The 13,043-nt window shown below is 60.9% G+C and carries 14 protein-coding genes; 7 read left to right on the plus strand and 7 right to left on the minus strand.

Annotated features, from left to right (window positions below):
- The first annotated feature begins 43 nt into the window (after positions 1-43).
- Genes rph through hemW form a run of 3 tightly spaced genes read left to right on the plus strand, consistent with a single transcriptional unit; the run spans position 44 to position 2,508 of the window.
- Entirely contained in the window at positions 44-760 is a 717-nt protein-coding gene (gene rph / locus ACSSV8_RS11705) for a ribonuclease PH (protein WP_354537756.1), read from the plus strand.
- A complete protein-coding gene (rdgB, locus tag ACSSV8_RS11710; RefSeq protein ID WP_454282551.1) occupies positions 753-1,361 on the plus strand; it encodes an RdgB/HAM1 family non-canonical purine NTP pyrophosphatase in 609 nt (202 codons plus the stop codon). The genes rph and rdgB overlap by 8 nt, the downstream gene beginning before the upstream one ends.
- A complete protein-coding gene (gene hemW, locus ACSSV8_RS11715; RefSeq protein WP_454282552.1) occupies positions 1,354-2,508 on the plus strand; it encodes a radical SAM family heme chaperone HemW in 1,155 nt (384 codons plus the stop codon). Before rdgB ends, hemW begins: the two co-directional genes overlap by 8 nt.
- Before the next feature lies 1 nt (position 2,509).
- On the opposite strand, the gene ACSSV8_RS11720 is transcribed toward hemW, so the two are convergent.
- Genes ACSSV8_RS11720 through rho form a run of 6 tightly spaced genes read right to left on the minus strand, consistent with a single transcriptional unit; the run spans position 2,510 to position 9,268 of the window.
- Positions 2,510-3,406 (minus strand): ParB/RepB/Spo0J family partition protein, encoded by an 897-nt coding sequence (locus ACSSV8_RS11720; RefSeq protein ID WP_354537759.1) that lies wholly within the window; start codon positions 3,404-3,406, stop codon positions 2,510-2,512.
- 16 nt (positions 3,407-3,422) lie between these two features.
- A complete protein-coding gene (locus tag ACSSV8_RS11725; protein WP_354537760.1) occupies positions 3,423-4,232 on the minus strand; it encodes a ParA family protein in 810 nt (269 codons plus the stop codon).
- On the minus strand, positions 4,225-4,824 hold the full coding sequence (gene rsmG, locus ACSSV8_RS11730; RefSeq protein WP_454282553.1) for a 16S rRNA (guanine(527)-N(7))-methyltransferase RsmG: 600 nt from the start codon (positions 4,822-4,824) through the stop codon (positions 4,225-4,227). The genes ACSSV8_RS11725 and rsmG overlap by 8 nt, the downstream gene beginning before the upstream one ends.
- The gene (mnmG, locus tag ACSSV8_RS11735; RefSeq protein WP_454282554.1) at positions 4,824-6,695 is read right to left on the minus strand and encodes a tRNA uridine-5-carboxymethylaminomethyl(34) synthesis enzyme MnmG; all 1,872 of its coding nucleotides are present in this window, start codon (positions 6,693-6,695) and stop codon (positions 4,824-4,826) included. The genes rsmG and mnmG overlap by 1 nt, the downstream gene beginning before the upstream one ends.
- A 3-nt stretch (positions 6,696-6,698) precedes the next feature.
- Entirely contained in the window at positions 6,699-7,982 is a 1,284-nt protein-coding gene (mnmE, locus tag ACSSV8_RS11740) for a tRNA uridine-5-carboxymethylaminomethyl(34) synthesis GTPase MnmE (protein WP_354537763.1), read from the minus strand.
- A gap of 14 nt (positions 7,983-7,996) precedes the next feature.
- Positions 7,997-9,268, minus strand: a complete 1,272-nt coding sequence (gene rho / locus ACSSV8_RS11745; RefSeq protein WP_354537764.1) for a transcription termination factor Rho — start codon at positions 9,266-9,268, stop codon at positions 7,997-7,999.
- A gap of 512 nt (positions 9,269-9,780) precedes the next feature.
- Here rho and ACSSV8_RS11750 point away from each other — a divergent pair.
- Genes ACSSV8_RS11750 through dnaQ form a run of 4 tightly spaced genes read left to right on the plus strand, consistent with a single transcriptional unit; the run spans position 9,781 to position 12,518 of the window.
- Positions 9,781-10,380, plus strand: coding sequence for a Maf family protein (locus ACSSV8_RS11750; RefSeq protein ID WP_354537765.1), 600 nt, complete (start codon positions 9,781-9,783; stop codon positions 10,378-10,380).
- A complete protein-coding gene (locus ACSSV8_RS11755) occupies positions 10,377-11,207 on the plus strand; it encodes a shikimate dehydrogenase (protein WP_454282555.1) in 831 nt (276 codons plus the stop codon). The genes ACSSV8_RS11750 and ACSSV8_RS11755 overlap by 4 nt, the downstream gene beginning before the upstream one ends.
- Positions 11,204-11,794, plus strand: a complete 591-nt coding sequence (coaE, locus tag ACSSV8_RS11760; RefSeq protein WP_454282556.1) for a dephospho-CoA kinase — start codon at positions 11,204-11,206, stop codon at positions 11,792-11,794. Before ACSSV8_RS11755 ends, coaE begins: the two co-directional genes overlap by 4 nt.
- Entirely contained in the window at positions 11,787-12,518 is a 732-nt protein-coding gene (gene dnaQ, locus ACSSV8_RS11765; RefSeq protein ID WP_354537768.1) for a DNA polymerase III subunit epsilon, read from the plus strand. The genes coaE and dnaQ overlap by 8 nt, the downstream gene beginning before the upstream one ends.
- Here the strand turns inward: dnaQ and secB are convergent, their stop codons facing one another.
- Positions 12,519-13,034 (minus strand): protein-export chaperone SecB, encoded by a 516-nt coding sequence (gene secB, locus ACSSV8_RS11770; RefSeq protein WP_354537769.1) that lies wholly within the window; start codon positions 13,032-13,034, stop codon positions 12,519-12,521. It lies immediately after the preceding gene.
- Positions 13,035-13,043: the final 9 nt, after the last annotated feature.

Consider the following 13,043-nt stretch of genomic DNA (forward strand, 5'->3'; position numbering starts at 1 on the left):
CCGCCCCCATATATCCCCGCCCTGTCAGCACAAGGGGACAGAGATGCGGCCTTCGGGTAGAGATTTAAGCGAGATGCGGGCGGTTTCAATCGAAACCGGGGTTCTGAAACACGCCGAAGGCTCTTGCCTGATCAAGATGGGCGATACCCATGTGCTCTGCACGGCGACGATAGAAGATCGCGTGCCGCCATTCGTCAAAGGCAGCGGGCTTGGCTGGGTGACAGCCGAATACGGTATGCTGCCCCGCTCGACGAACAGCCGGATGCGGCGCGAGGCCGCTATGGGCAAGCAGGGCGGGCGCACGGTGGAGATTCAGCGCCTGATCGGCCGCGCCCTGCGCGCAGGGGTGGACCGGGTCGCGCTTGGCGAGCGGCAGATAACCGTTGATTGCGACGTGATTCAGGCCGATGGCGGCACACGCTGCGCCTCGATCACCGGAGGCTGGGTGGCGCTTCGGCTGGCCGTGGGCAAGCTCATGAAGGCGGGGGATGTTATCAGCGATCCGATGGTGGATCCGGTGGCCGCGATCTCCTGCGGGATTTACGCGGGCCAGCCGGTGCTTGATCTGGATTATCCGGAAGACAGCGCAGCAGGCGTTGACGGTAATTTCATCATGACCGGGACCGGTCGGCTTATCGAGGTGCAGATGAGCGCCGAGGGCGCGACCTATAGCCGGGATCAGATGAACGCCCTCCTGGATCTCGCCGAAAAGGGTGTGGGCGACCTTGTCACCAAACAGCGCGAGGCAGTCGGTGCGTAAATTTACGGGCGATACGCTTCTGGTGGCAACCCATAACGCCGGCAAGCTCGAAGAAATCGCGCATCTTCTTCAGCCCTACGGCGTGCGGGTGACCGGCGCGGCGGAACGAAGCCTCCCCGAGCCGCAAGAGACCGAGACGAGCTTTGTGGGAAACGCCAGGATCAAGGCCCACGCGGCGGCGCAGGCCACGGGCCTGCCTGCCCTCGCCGACGATTCCGGGATCGTGATCGACGCGCTTGATGGTGCGCCGGGCGTCTATACGGCGGATTGGGCCGAAACAGAGACTGGTCGTGACTTTGCCCTGGCGATGGCAAGGGTCCATGACATGCTTGTGGCAAGCAAGGCGCGGCAGCCCTGGACTGCGCGATTTTGCTGCACTTTGGTGCTTGCCTGGCCTGATGGACATGATGAGGTGTTCGAGGGGACCGTTGAGGGGTGGGTGGTTTGGCCCATGCGCGGCACCGAGGGTCATGGCTATGATCCGATTTTTCAGCCCGACGGCCATGATGCGACCTTTGCCGAAATGAACCGCTGGGAAAAGAACCGGATCAGCCACCGCGCCGAGGCCTTCCGCAAATTCGTTGCAGGTTGCTTTGGCTGAGGACTGGCAGGACGGCGGCTTTGGGCTTTATGTGCATTGGCCCTTCTGTCAGGCAAAGTGCCCCTATTGCGACTTCAACAGTCACGTCTCGGCCTCGGTGGATCACGGTCGCTGGCGCGCAGCCTTCCTGCGTGAAATCGCGCGTCAGGCTGAATTGGTGCCACATCGTGTGCTCAACTCGATCTTCTTCGGTGGTGGCACCCCAAGCCTCATGCCGCCCGAGACCGTCGCCGCGATCGTCGCAACGGCCCGCGCGGCGTGGCCGTCGGCAAACGATCTGGAGATCACCCTGGAGGCCAATCCGACCTCGGTCGAGGCGACGCGCTTCGCCGGATATGCCGAGGCTGGCGTGAACCGCGTCTCTCTCGGCGTTCAGGCGCTCAATGATACTGACCTGAAGCGGCTCGGACGCCTTCATTCGGCGGCAGAGGCAGTGCAAGCGTATGAGATCGCTCAGAAATACTTTCAAAGAACAAGTTTTGACCTGATTTATGCGCGACAGGATCAGACGCTCGGGGACTGGCAGGAGGAACTCAACCGCGCGCTTGATCTGGCGATTGATCACCTCTCCTTGTATCAATTGACCATAGAAGGCGGCACCGCCTTTGGTGATCGGTTTGCTGCGGGCAAGCTTCATGGATTGCCCGAAGAGGGCTTGGCCGCAGATATGTATCATGCAACGCAAGAAATCTGCGAAACGGCGGGCCTTCACGCTTATGAAGTCTCTAATCATGCAAAACCGGGCGCGGAATCGCGGCACAACCTGATTTATTGGCGCTATGGCGATTATGTGGGAATCGGCCCCGGCGCGCATGGGCGTCTGACAATTGACGGGGTGCGCCACGCGACCGAGGCGAGCCGGATGCCGGGGGAATGGCTTGCGCGCGTCGAGCGCGGATCCGGGGAGTCGCTGCGTGAGAGCCTCCCCGCACAGGAGCAGGCGACGGAGTTCCTTTTGATGGGTTTGCGCCTCTCCGAAGGGATCGACATGGCCCGATTCGAACGTCTGTCAGGCACCCCGCTTGATGCGGACGCCTTGAGGCATCTGACCGAGATCGGCATGGTCCGGGTCGAGAACGACCGGCTTTGCGCCACAGAGGCCGGGCGTGCGGTGCTGAATTCCGTTATCTTTGACCTGATGCCCTGACTCAGGCGCTGAGAAGCGCCATCAACCGGTCGAGATCGTCAAGCGATTGATAGCGGATGGTCAGCGCGCCGTGCTCGTTGCCCGGCTGATGGTCTATGCTGACGCTCATCGAGAGCGCGGCGGAAAGATCGGATTCAAGGGCCTTTGTATCGGCGTCCTTCTCCATTTTTCCCTTTGAGCCCGGTTCCCTCTTGCCTGCCTTTTCCCCCGGCACCACCTTGGCCAGCTTCTCGGTCTGACGCACCGATAGCCCTTTCTGAATAACGCCGCGTGCCAGCGCCACGGCGTCAGGTGCTGTGATAAGGGCGCGCGCGTGACCAGCAGAGAGACGGCCATCCCTGAGATAGCCCTGCACCTCGTCCGGCAGGTTCAGCAGACGCACGGCGTTGGCGATGTGGCTGCGGCTCTTGCCCAGCACTTCGGCCAGTTTTTCCTGGGTGTGACCGAATTTCGTCATCAGCTGGCTATATCCGGCGGCCTCTTCGACGGGGTTGAGATCGGCGCGCTGGATATTCTCGATTATGGCAACCTCCAGCACCTCCGTATCCGTGAAGTCGCGGACAAGCACCGGAACTTCATGCAGTTGCGCCATCTGTGCGGCCCGCCAACGGCGCTCACCGGCGACGATCTCGTAGCATCCCGCCTCGCGCGGGCTGATTCGGACTATGAGGGGCTGAATGATGCCCTTTTCGGTGATCGAACGGGCCAGATCCTCCAGCGCCCCGGCATCGAAATGGCGGCGCGGCTGGTCGGGGTTCGGATGGACCTTTTCCACCGGCACCATCATGTCGGGCGCACGGCGCTCTGCGTCGGGCGTGGGCGCACTGTCTTTCACATCAGCCATCAACGCCGACAGACCGCGCCCAAGACCTCGTCCCTGCTTGGTTTTCATTGTCATAACCCCGACTCCCTGTTCATGCGGCAACCCGCGCGTGTTTCTGCACGATTTCGCGGGCAAGCTCACGATAGGCCTGCGCCCCCTTTGACGCGGGATCGTAGTTCAGCACCGGCAAAGCATAGGATGGTGCCTCGCTTACCCGCACATTACGCGGGATTCGGGTCTGGAACACAAGATCGCCCAGGTTCTCGCGCGCGTCGTTCTCAACTTGGGCCGACAGGTTGTTGCGTGCATCCACCATGGTCAGCAACACGCCCTCGATCCGCAAATCAGGATTGGCGGACTGACGCACTTCCCGAATGGTAAGCATGAGCTGCGACAGGCCTTCGAGCGCGAAAAACTCGCTCTGGAGCGGGATCAGCACGGAATGAGACGCAACCATCGCGTTGACCGTCAGGAGGTTGAGCGACGGCGGGCAGTCGATCAGAATGTAATCGAGCAAAAGCCCGTCCATCGCGGGCTGACGCAGCGCGTCATGGAGAAGAAAGCTTCGCTTTTCGTTGGCAAGAAGCTCGATATCGGCCGAGGAGAGATCGACCGTTGCCGGAATGATCAAAAGCCCCTCATGCGCGGTCTGTTGCACGATATCGACGAACGGGGCTTCGTCGAGGAGGAAATCATAGGTGGTGTAGGTGCGGGAGTCTGCCGCGACACCGAGACCGGTCGATGCATTTCCCTGCGGATCGAGATCGACAATGAGAACGCGCGAACCACTTTCGGCGAGCGCGGCCCCCAGGTTGATCGTCGTCGTGGTCTTGCCCACGCCGCCTTTCTGATTGGCGACCGCGATGATTCGTGGACCGGTGAGACGGAGTGGATCAGACACGGGAAATACCTCTGACATGCAGGATAACAGGGCCGGTTTCAGTCTTGCTTTTAACAACCCGGTGAGAGAATTGCCACGCCGTTTGCGCCGCAGCGAGTTCTTGCTGCCAGCTCACACCCTTGGGAAAGAGCGCGGCACCATTCGCGCGCATGTGGCGAGACGCAAAACCAAGAAGTGTGCTCAGGTCTGCCAGGGCACGCGCCGAGAGGACATCGGCATCAAGTGGCGGGATCGTCTCTATCCTCCCGGTTATCACTGTCGCGTTGACGCCGGTTTCGCGTATCACGGTGTTGAGAAAGGTCGCTTTGCGGGCATCGGATTCAACAAGGGTGACGCGAGACGGCGATCCCCCTCCCTGCCCGAGAATCGCGATGATGAGACCAGGAAAGCCGCCACCGCTCCCGAGATCGGCCCAATGCCCGACGGGATGCGCCGCAAGATCATAAAGTTGTGCCGAATCGTCAAAATGGCGGGTTCGGTGCTCGGCCAGGGAGGCCCGCGAGACAAGGTTTATGCGCGGATTCCATTTTTCGAGGAGCGCGCTGTAAATGTCGAGCCGCTCCGCTGTTTCACGTGAAACATTCCCGGACATCATGCGCTGCGCGACCGCGCGGGCTGTCGCAGCTTTATAAGGACAAGCGACAAGGCGGCAGGGGTCATCCCCTCGATCCGAGACGCCTGTGCGAGGGTGTCCGGGCGGACAGCCGTAAGTTTCGCCTTCAGTTCGTTGGACAATCCGTCGATGGCATCATAATCTAAGGTCTGCGGAATCGCCACAGCTTCATCCCGGCGCAACATTTCCACGTCGCGCGCCTGACGCGCAATGTAATTGACGTAGGTCGCATCCCGTTTGAGTTGTGCCGTCGTGTCGGCGTCGATATCCGCAAAGGCCGGATTGACCCGAACAAGATCGGCAACCTCAACCATGGGAAACGAGAGCACCTCCATGCCGCTGCGCCGAGCGCCGTCCAGATTGACCTCGATACCGGCGCGCCCAAGATCGCGCGGGGTATAGGTTTCCTTTTCCAGCAGAGTGCGGCCCGCGTGGAGGCGCTCCATCTTATCCTCGAATGCGCGCTGGCGGGCCTCGCCGATGCAGCCTGCGGACAGTCCCATCGGTGTAAGCCGTTGATCGGCATTATCGGCCCGAAGCGAAAGCCGGAACTCCGCCCGCGAGGTGAACATGCGATAAGGCTCGGAGACGCCTCGGGTGGTAAGGTCGTCTATCATCACCCCGATGTAGCTCTCGGTGCGGCTGAAGTGGATAGGTGCCTTTTCCTGCGCGAAGCGCGCCGCATTGAGGCCCGCAACCAGCCCTTGGGCGGCAGCCTCTTCATATCCGGTTGTGCCATTGATCTGGCCCGCAAGAAAAAGGCCCGGAACAGACGTCACTGACAGACTGCTGTCGAGCGCGCGGGGGTCGACATAGTCATACTCGATCGCGTAACCCGGTTGAAGGATGATCGCGCTTTCCAGTCCGGAGATCGAGCGCACATAGGCCTCCTGCACGTCCAGCGGCAAGGAGGTTGAAATGCCGTTCGGATAGATGACGGAATCCGACAGACTCTCAGGCTCCAGGAAAATTTGATGGGATGTCTTTTCGGCAAATCGCACGATCTTGTCCTCTATGGACGGGCAATAACGGGGGCCGATCCCCTCCATTTTGCCGCCATACATCGCGGATCGAGAGAGGTTTTCCCGGATGATGTCATGCGTGCGTTGATTGGTGTGCGTGATCCCGCAGGAAACCTGCCGCGCAAACGGAACGCGTGACATGAACGAGAACATCACCGGATCGTCATCCGGTGGCTGACTTTCCAGCCCTTCCCAATTTATGCTCTTCCCGTCAAGGCGCGGCGGCGTCCCGGTTTTGAGGCGACCAAGCGGCAAGCCGAAGCTGTCGATCCTCTGCGCGAGGCGGATACTTGGCGGATCACCCATGCGCCCACCGGGACGGGTAACGTCCCCGATATGAATGACGCCGCGCAGGAACGTTCCGGTCGTCAGGATCACAGCGCGCGCGGAGAGCGCGGTCCCGTCCGCGAGCACGACCCCCTGAACGCTATCGCCAGCCATGATGAAATCGGCGGCCTCGCCTTCGATGATGGTCAGACTGGGCGTCGAATCGAGCACTGCCTGCATCGTTTCCCGGTATATCTTGCGATCTGCTTGCGCGCGCGGGCCTTGAACGGCCGGCCCCTTGCGGCGATTGAGAAGCCGGAACTGAATCCCGGCCCGGTCGGCAACACGCGCCATGACGCCGTCCAACGCATCGATCTCGCGCACAAGGTGACCCTTGCCAAGGCCGCCAATCGCCGGATTGCAGGACATGACACCAATGGCCCCACGGGCAAGCGTAACGAGCGCCGTCGCCGCACCCATACGCGCAGAAGCATGCGCCGCATCCGCCCCCGCATGACCACCGCCGATCACCACAACGTCGAATTGTTTCACGTGAAACATCCCTCACTTGCCAAGGCAGAAGCTGGCGAATATTTCACCCAGGACAGCCTCTACGTCGATGCGTCCTACCAGAGAATCGAGAGCGCGAATAGCGGTATGGACATCCGCAGCAGCAAGATCTGTCGACGACTCGCCAAGATCAAGGTGACCTTGCGCACGCCCGAGCGCCTCGATGGCCTGACGCATGGCGGCCCCATGACGCACGCGCGTGGCCATACCAACTGACAAGACACGGCTCTGCAAAATGTCGGTCAGCTGGGCGATGAGGGCGTCGACACCCTCCCCCGTCAGCCCGGATATACCGTTGGGACCACCGCTCCGATCCACCTTTGCGCCAAGATATATATCACCGTGCTGCGCAAGATCGTCAAAGCGTTCCATGCCCTCAACAAGGAAAACCCGCACATCAGCCGCTGTTGCCCTCTCGCGGGCACGACCGATGCCGATGGACTCGACCGCATCAGTCGTTTCTCGAAGCCCCGCCGTGTCCAGCACCGTCACCGGTAGCCCGCCCAGGTCCATCCGAACCTCGATCACATCACGCGTCGTTCCGGCGAATTCCGACGTAATTGCCGCTTCCCGGCCCGCCAACCGGTTGAGCAGCGTCGATTTTCCGACATTGGGCGCGCCTACAATAGCCACCTCAAAGCCGGAGCGGACGCGTTCCGCAACGCAAACACCCTTGATCTGATGATCAAGGCGCTGGGTCACGTCCGATAACAAGGACCTGACCTCGGGTGCGACGTCAACCGGCACCTCCTCATCAGCAAAATCTATCGTGACCTCGAGAAGTGCAGCGGCCCGCAGAAGCGATCTGCGCCAAATCTCGCACTCCCGGGCAAGCTCGCCCGTGAAACCCCGTAACGCCTGACGCCTCTGGGCCTCCGTCTCGGCCTCCAGAAGATCGGCCAGGGCCTCAACCTGCGTAAGGTCCAGGCGACCATTTTGAAGAGCACGACGCGTGAATTCACCCGGCACTGCCGGACGAAGCGCGGAAAAGCAGCTCAGCTCACGCAGGATCGCCGCAACAACGGCGGGGCTGCCATGCGTCTGGAACTCGACAACGGGCTCACCTGTAAAACTTGCCCCGTCCGGGAAGAACACCACAAGAGCGTCGTCGATCCGATCCCCCGAGCGATCCCGCAAGACCCTTAGTTCCGCGCGCCTCGCTACGGGAAGGGCCCCGCACAGTGCCTGACAGACCGTCGCAGCCTCTGGACCGGAGACACGGATAACAGCAACGCCCGCCTTGCCGGGGGCGGTCGACAACGCAAAGATCGTCTCCATCGAAACCGCCGGGATCAGGTGTTCATCGAATCGAAGAATTCGGAGTTGGACTTGGTTTGCTTGAGCTTGGACAAGAGGAACTCGACAGCGTCGGTCGTTCCCATCGGATTGAGGATACGCCGAAGCACAAAGGTCTTTTGCAGATCAAGCTTGTCGATGAGCAGGTCTTCCTTGCGCGTCCCGGATTTCAGAATGTCGATGGCAGGGAACACGCGCTTATCCGCGATCTTGCGATCAAGAACGACTTCCGAATTGCCCGTGCCCTTGAACTCTTCGAAGATGACTTCGTCCATACGGCTTCCGGTATCGATGAGCGCCGTGGCGATGATCGTGAGCGAACCGCCCTCTTCGATATTGCGCGCAGCGCCGAAAAACCGCTTGGGGCGCTGAAGCGCATTGGCATCAACGCCACCCGTGAGCACCTTGCCCGACGACGGAACAACGGTGTTGAACGCACGGCCGAGGCGGGTAATCGAATCCAGAAGAATCACCACATCACGCTTGTGCTCGACAAGGCGTTTGGCCTTCTCGATCACCATTTCGGATACGGCGACATGGCGCGTTGCAGGCTCGTCGAAGGTCGAGCTGATCACCTCGCCCTTCACCGACCGCTTCATGTCTGTGACCTCTTCCGGGCGCTCGTCGATCAGAAGAACGATAAGAAAACACTCCGGGTGGTTCACTTCGATACTATGTGCGATGTTTTGCAGAAGAACCGTTTTACCTGTGCGCGGCGGGGCCACGATCAAAGACCGCTGGCCCTTGCCGATGGGCGCAACAAGGTCGATCACCCGTGCCGAGCGGTCCTTGATGGTCGGGTCTTCGACCTCCATCTTGAGCCTCTCATCGGGATAGAGCGGCGTCAGGTTCTCGAAGGCGATCTTGTGACGAGCGCGCTCAGGCTCCTCAAAATTGATCTCCGTGACCGAGGTCAGGGCAAAATACCGCTCGGTATCGTCCGGCTGACGCATCTCGCCCTTGATCGTGTCGCCCGTCCGCAAGGAATACTGCCGGATCATCTCTGGTGAGACATAGATATCGTCCGGGCCGGGCAGGTAATTCGCCTCGATCGACCGCAGAAACCCGAACCCGTCCTGAAGGACCTCCAGAACACCGTCACCAAAGACAAGCCAGCCATCCTCGGCCCGTTCCTTGAGGATGGAAAACATCATCTCGCCCTTGCGCATGGTCGAGGCGTTTTCGATCTCAAGTTCCTCGGCGATGGACAGGAGATCCTTGGCGGTGAGCGCCTTGAGATCGGACAGGTAGACGCAGTCTTCGGACATGAGAGACCTCAAGAGGTTCAGCCCGTGCAAAGGGCTATAACGGATTGATCAAGGGGACACAGGGCACCGGACGGCACCTCACCCTCTCTTAGGCGTCTCGTTTGAACGCGTCAACCATTATGGGAGGACCCGTGTTTCCTTAAAATAATAAAGAAATATAGAAAATTTGATGATGATGTAGGGCAGGCCCGATCTGTGGATTACGCGGTTTTGCCCGATATCGTCCACATATGGATAAATCAGTGAATAATACTGCGCGATGTCGGTATAAGAGCAAGGATCGTAAAACGAGTGTTTAAAATCAGATACTTAAATATAATAATGATCCTCAGATCATCTTTTACCCTGTTGATAAATCACCATCGCCAGGTTTATGCGCAGTCAAGTTTCATCCTTGTCCACACGGGGAAAAACCAAGATGTTGGGCCGTGGACCCCGGCGAAGTCCGGGAGGGCGATGCGGCGCGGCCTTGATCTCGCCCGGTTCAAGAAACTTGTTATGGAGTTATCCACATGGCTCACCCGCTTGTTCTGGCCTCGGCATCACCCATAAGGCGGACTCTTCTGGAAAATGCGGGCCTGTCCATCACGGTGAGTCCCGCCCGGATCGACGAATCAAGTCTGCGGGATGCTTTGTTGTCCGAGAATATGTCACCGCGCGATATCGCGGATGCGCTGGCAGAAATGAAGGCGACCAAGGTCAGCCTCAAAGAGAGGACGCAGCTTGTGCTCGGCTGCGATCAGGTGCTTGATCTTGGGGGTGAAATCCTGTCAAAGCCCGCCACCATCGAGGAGGCTCGGGCACAACTCCAGAGACTCCGTGGACGAACACACGATCTCTTGTCGGCGGTCGTGATTTGCCAGGACGGTGTGCCGATCTGGCGGCATGTCGGGCGGGTGCGCCTGACGGTTCGAGCGTTCAGCGATGCGTGGCTGGACGATTATCTTGCCCGGAACTGGCCCGACATTGCCGGGTGTGTCGGCGCCTACAAACTCGAATCTGAAGGAGTGCGCTTGTTTTCCCGCATCGAAGGCGATTATTTCACGGTATTGGGCCTGCCATTGCTCGATGTGCTGGCCTTCCTGACGCTGCGAGGAGATTTGCCGCAATGAGCCATGACGCAATTCCGCTGGCCGGTGTGATCGGATCGCCGATTTCCCATTCGCGCTCTCCGCAAGTTCATGGACATTGGCTGAAGAGTCTTGGGATACGAGGTTTCTACATCCCGATGGAGGTCGCCGAGAACGATCTTGAAGAGGCGTTGCGGAGCCTTCCCAAGCTTGGATTCGTGGGTGTGAACGTCACCGTGCCCTACAAGGAGCGCGTTCTGAGGCTGGCTGATCATGTCAGTGATCGCGCGACGATCATCGGCGCTGCGAACACGCTCAGCTTTCGTGATGGGACGATCCACGCAGACAACACCGATGGTTATGGATTTATCGAAAACCTCAGGCAGGGCGCGCCCGGCTGGGATGTGACCGCAGGACCCGCCGCCGTGCTGGGGGCTGGCGGGGCCGCACGCGCGGTCGTGGTGGCGCTGCGTGACGCGGGCGCACCGGAAATCCTGATCTCCAACCGCACACGGCTCCGGGCGGAGGCATTGCAACAGGAATTCGGGCGCAAGCTGCGGGTGGTGGATTGGGTGCAGGCAGGCAATATGCTCGAACATGCCGCGACGGTGGTGAACACCACATCACTCGGCATGGTGGGCAAACCGGCGCTGCGTGTGCCGCTGGACGGGCTGCAAAAGGGTGCCCTGGTGACGGACCTCGTTTATGCCCCGCTCAAGACCCGGCTGCTGGAGGTGGCCGAAGCAATGGGGTGCGTCACGGTAGATGGTCTGGGGATGCTTCTGCATCAGGCCGTGCCGGGGTTCGAGCGCTGGTTCGGCGCGCGGCCCGAGGTTGATGCGGCGACGCGGGCAGCGGCGCTCAGATGACCTTTCGGTTGGGATTGACCGGTTCCATCGGGATGGGAAAATCGACGACGGCGCAGTTATTCGTCGAAGAAGGGTGTGCGCTCTGGGATGCGGATGCGGCGGTGCATCGTCTCTATTCCCGCGGCGGCGCGGCGGTGGCCCCCATGGCGCGCGCTTTTCCCGGTGCAGTCGAGCGCGGAGAGGTGCAGCGCGCCCGTCTCAAGGAGATCATCGCGCGCGATCCGGCGGCGCTCAGGCGGATCGAGGCCATCGTTCATCCGCTGGCGGCCGAGGACCGGGCCGCGTTCCTCGCGGCTCAAACGGCGGATGTGACCGTTCTTGATATCCCGCTGCTTTTTGAGACGGGTGCGACCGGGTTTGACGCCGTTGTGGTGGTGAGCGCCCCGCCCGAGACGCAGCGCGCCCGCGTTCTGGCGCGCGGCACGATGAGCGACGCGGAATTCGAGACCATTCTGGCCCGACAGATGCCCGATAGCGAAAAACGCGCCCGTGCGGATTACGTGATCGAAACCGACACGCCGGACCATGCGCGCGCTCAGGTGCGGACGGTGATGGCGGATATCAGGAGGCGGATCGCCCATGCGTGAAATCGTTCTGGATACGGAAACCACCGGGTTCGAGCCGTCCGAAGGTCATCGGATCGTCGAGATCGGCGCGCTTGAGCTTTACAACCACATGCCGACCGGGCGCACCTTTCACCAATATGTCAATCCGGCGCGCGACATGCCCGAGGATGCCTTTGGCGTGCACGGAATCGGGCCCGATTTGCTGACGGTGTCGCGCGCTCCGCGCGAGGGCGAGGTGACGCTGCGGGACAAGCCGCTGTTTGCATCGGTGGGACAGGCGTTTCTGGATTTCGTCGGCGATGCCAGGCTGGTGATCCACAATGCCGCCTTCGACATGAAATTTCTCAATGCAGAACTTGGATGGGCGGGCCTGTCCGGTCTGCCACTCGAGCGGGCTATCGACACGTTGAGCATGGCGCGGCAAAAGTTTCCCGGCGCGCCTGCCTCGCTCGATGCCCTGTGCCGCCGCTTTGCCATCGACAATTCCGGGCGCACGCTGCACGGGGCGCTGCTCGATTCACAGATCCTGGCCGAGGTCTATCTTGAACTGATTGGCGGGCGGCAGCCGGATTTCGCGCTGGCGGCACGGCCTATGGCCGCCACCTCATCGGGCGGCAAGCCCCACACGGACTGGCGCCCCGGTCCAAGACCGCGCCCGCTCGCGCCGCGCCTCACCGCCGAGGAACGCGCCGCCCATGACGCCTTTGTGGCGCGGATGGGCGACGCGGCGCTCTGGTCGCGGTGATCAGGCCTGGGCCGCGGGGGCCGCGGCCTGACGGCGCGCGATCTCATGGCGGTAAAGCTGCACGAAATCGATATTGTCGAGGTTGAGAGGTGGAAAGCCACCGTCACGCGTCACATCGCTCACGACGCGGCGCATGAAGGGGAAGATCTGGCGCGGACACTCGATCAACAGGAACGGGTGAAGCTGATCGTCGGGCACGCCTTCGATGTGGAAAACGCCGACATAGTCCATCTCGAACACGAAGAGCGCATCTTCGCTCCCCTTGTTGCGCGAGGTGATATTGAGTTTGCAGGCGACCTCGTATTGATGCTCGACGGCCCGCTTCTTGGCGTCAAGATTGACGGTCACCTGCACGTCGGGTTGCACCTCGCCGCCGGTGCCGCGTTGGGCAAGCACGTTCTCGAATGACAGATCGCGCACGAATTGCGTGAGAATCTGCATCTTGAGTTGCGGTTGCGGCTGCTGTTCTGTGGCTCCGGCGGTTTCCGGCGCGGCTCCGTTCTCGTGTTCGGCCATCTGGCTCTC

Source organism: Roseovarius sp. MBR-79 (assembly GCF_053628555.1).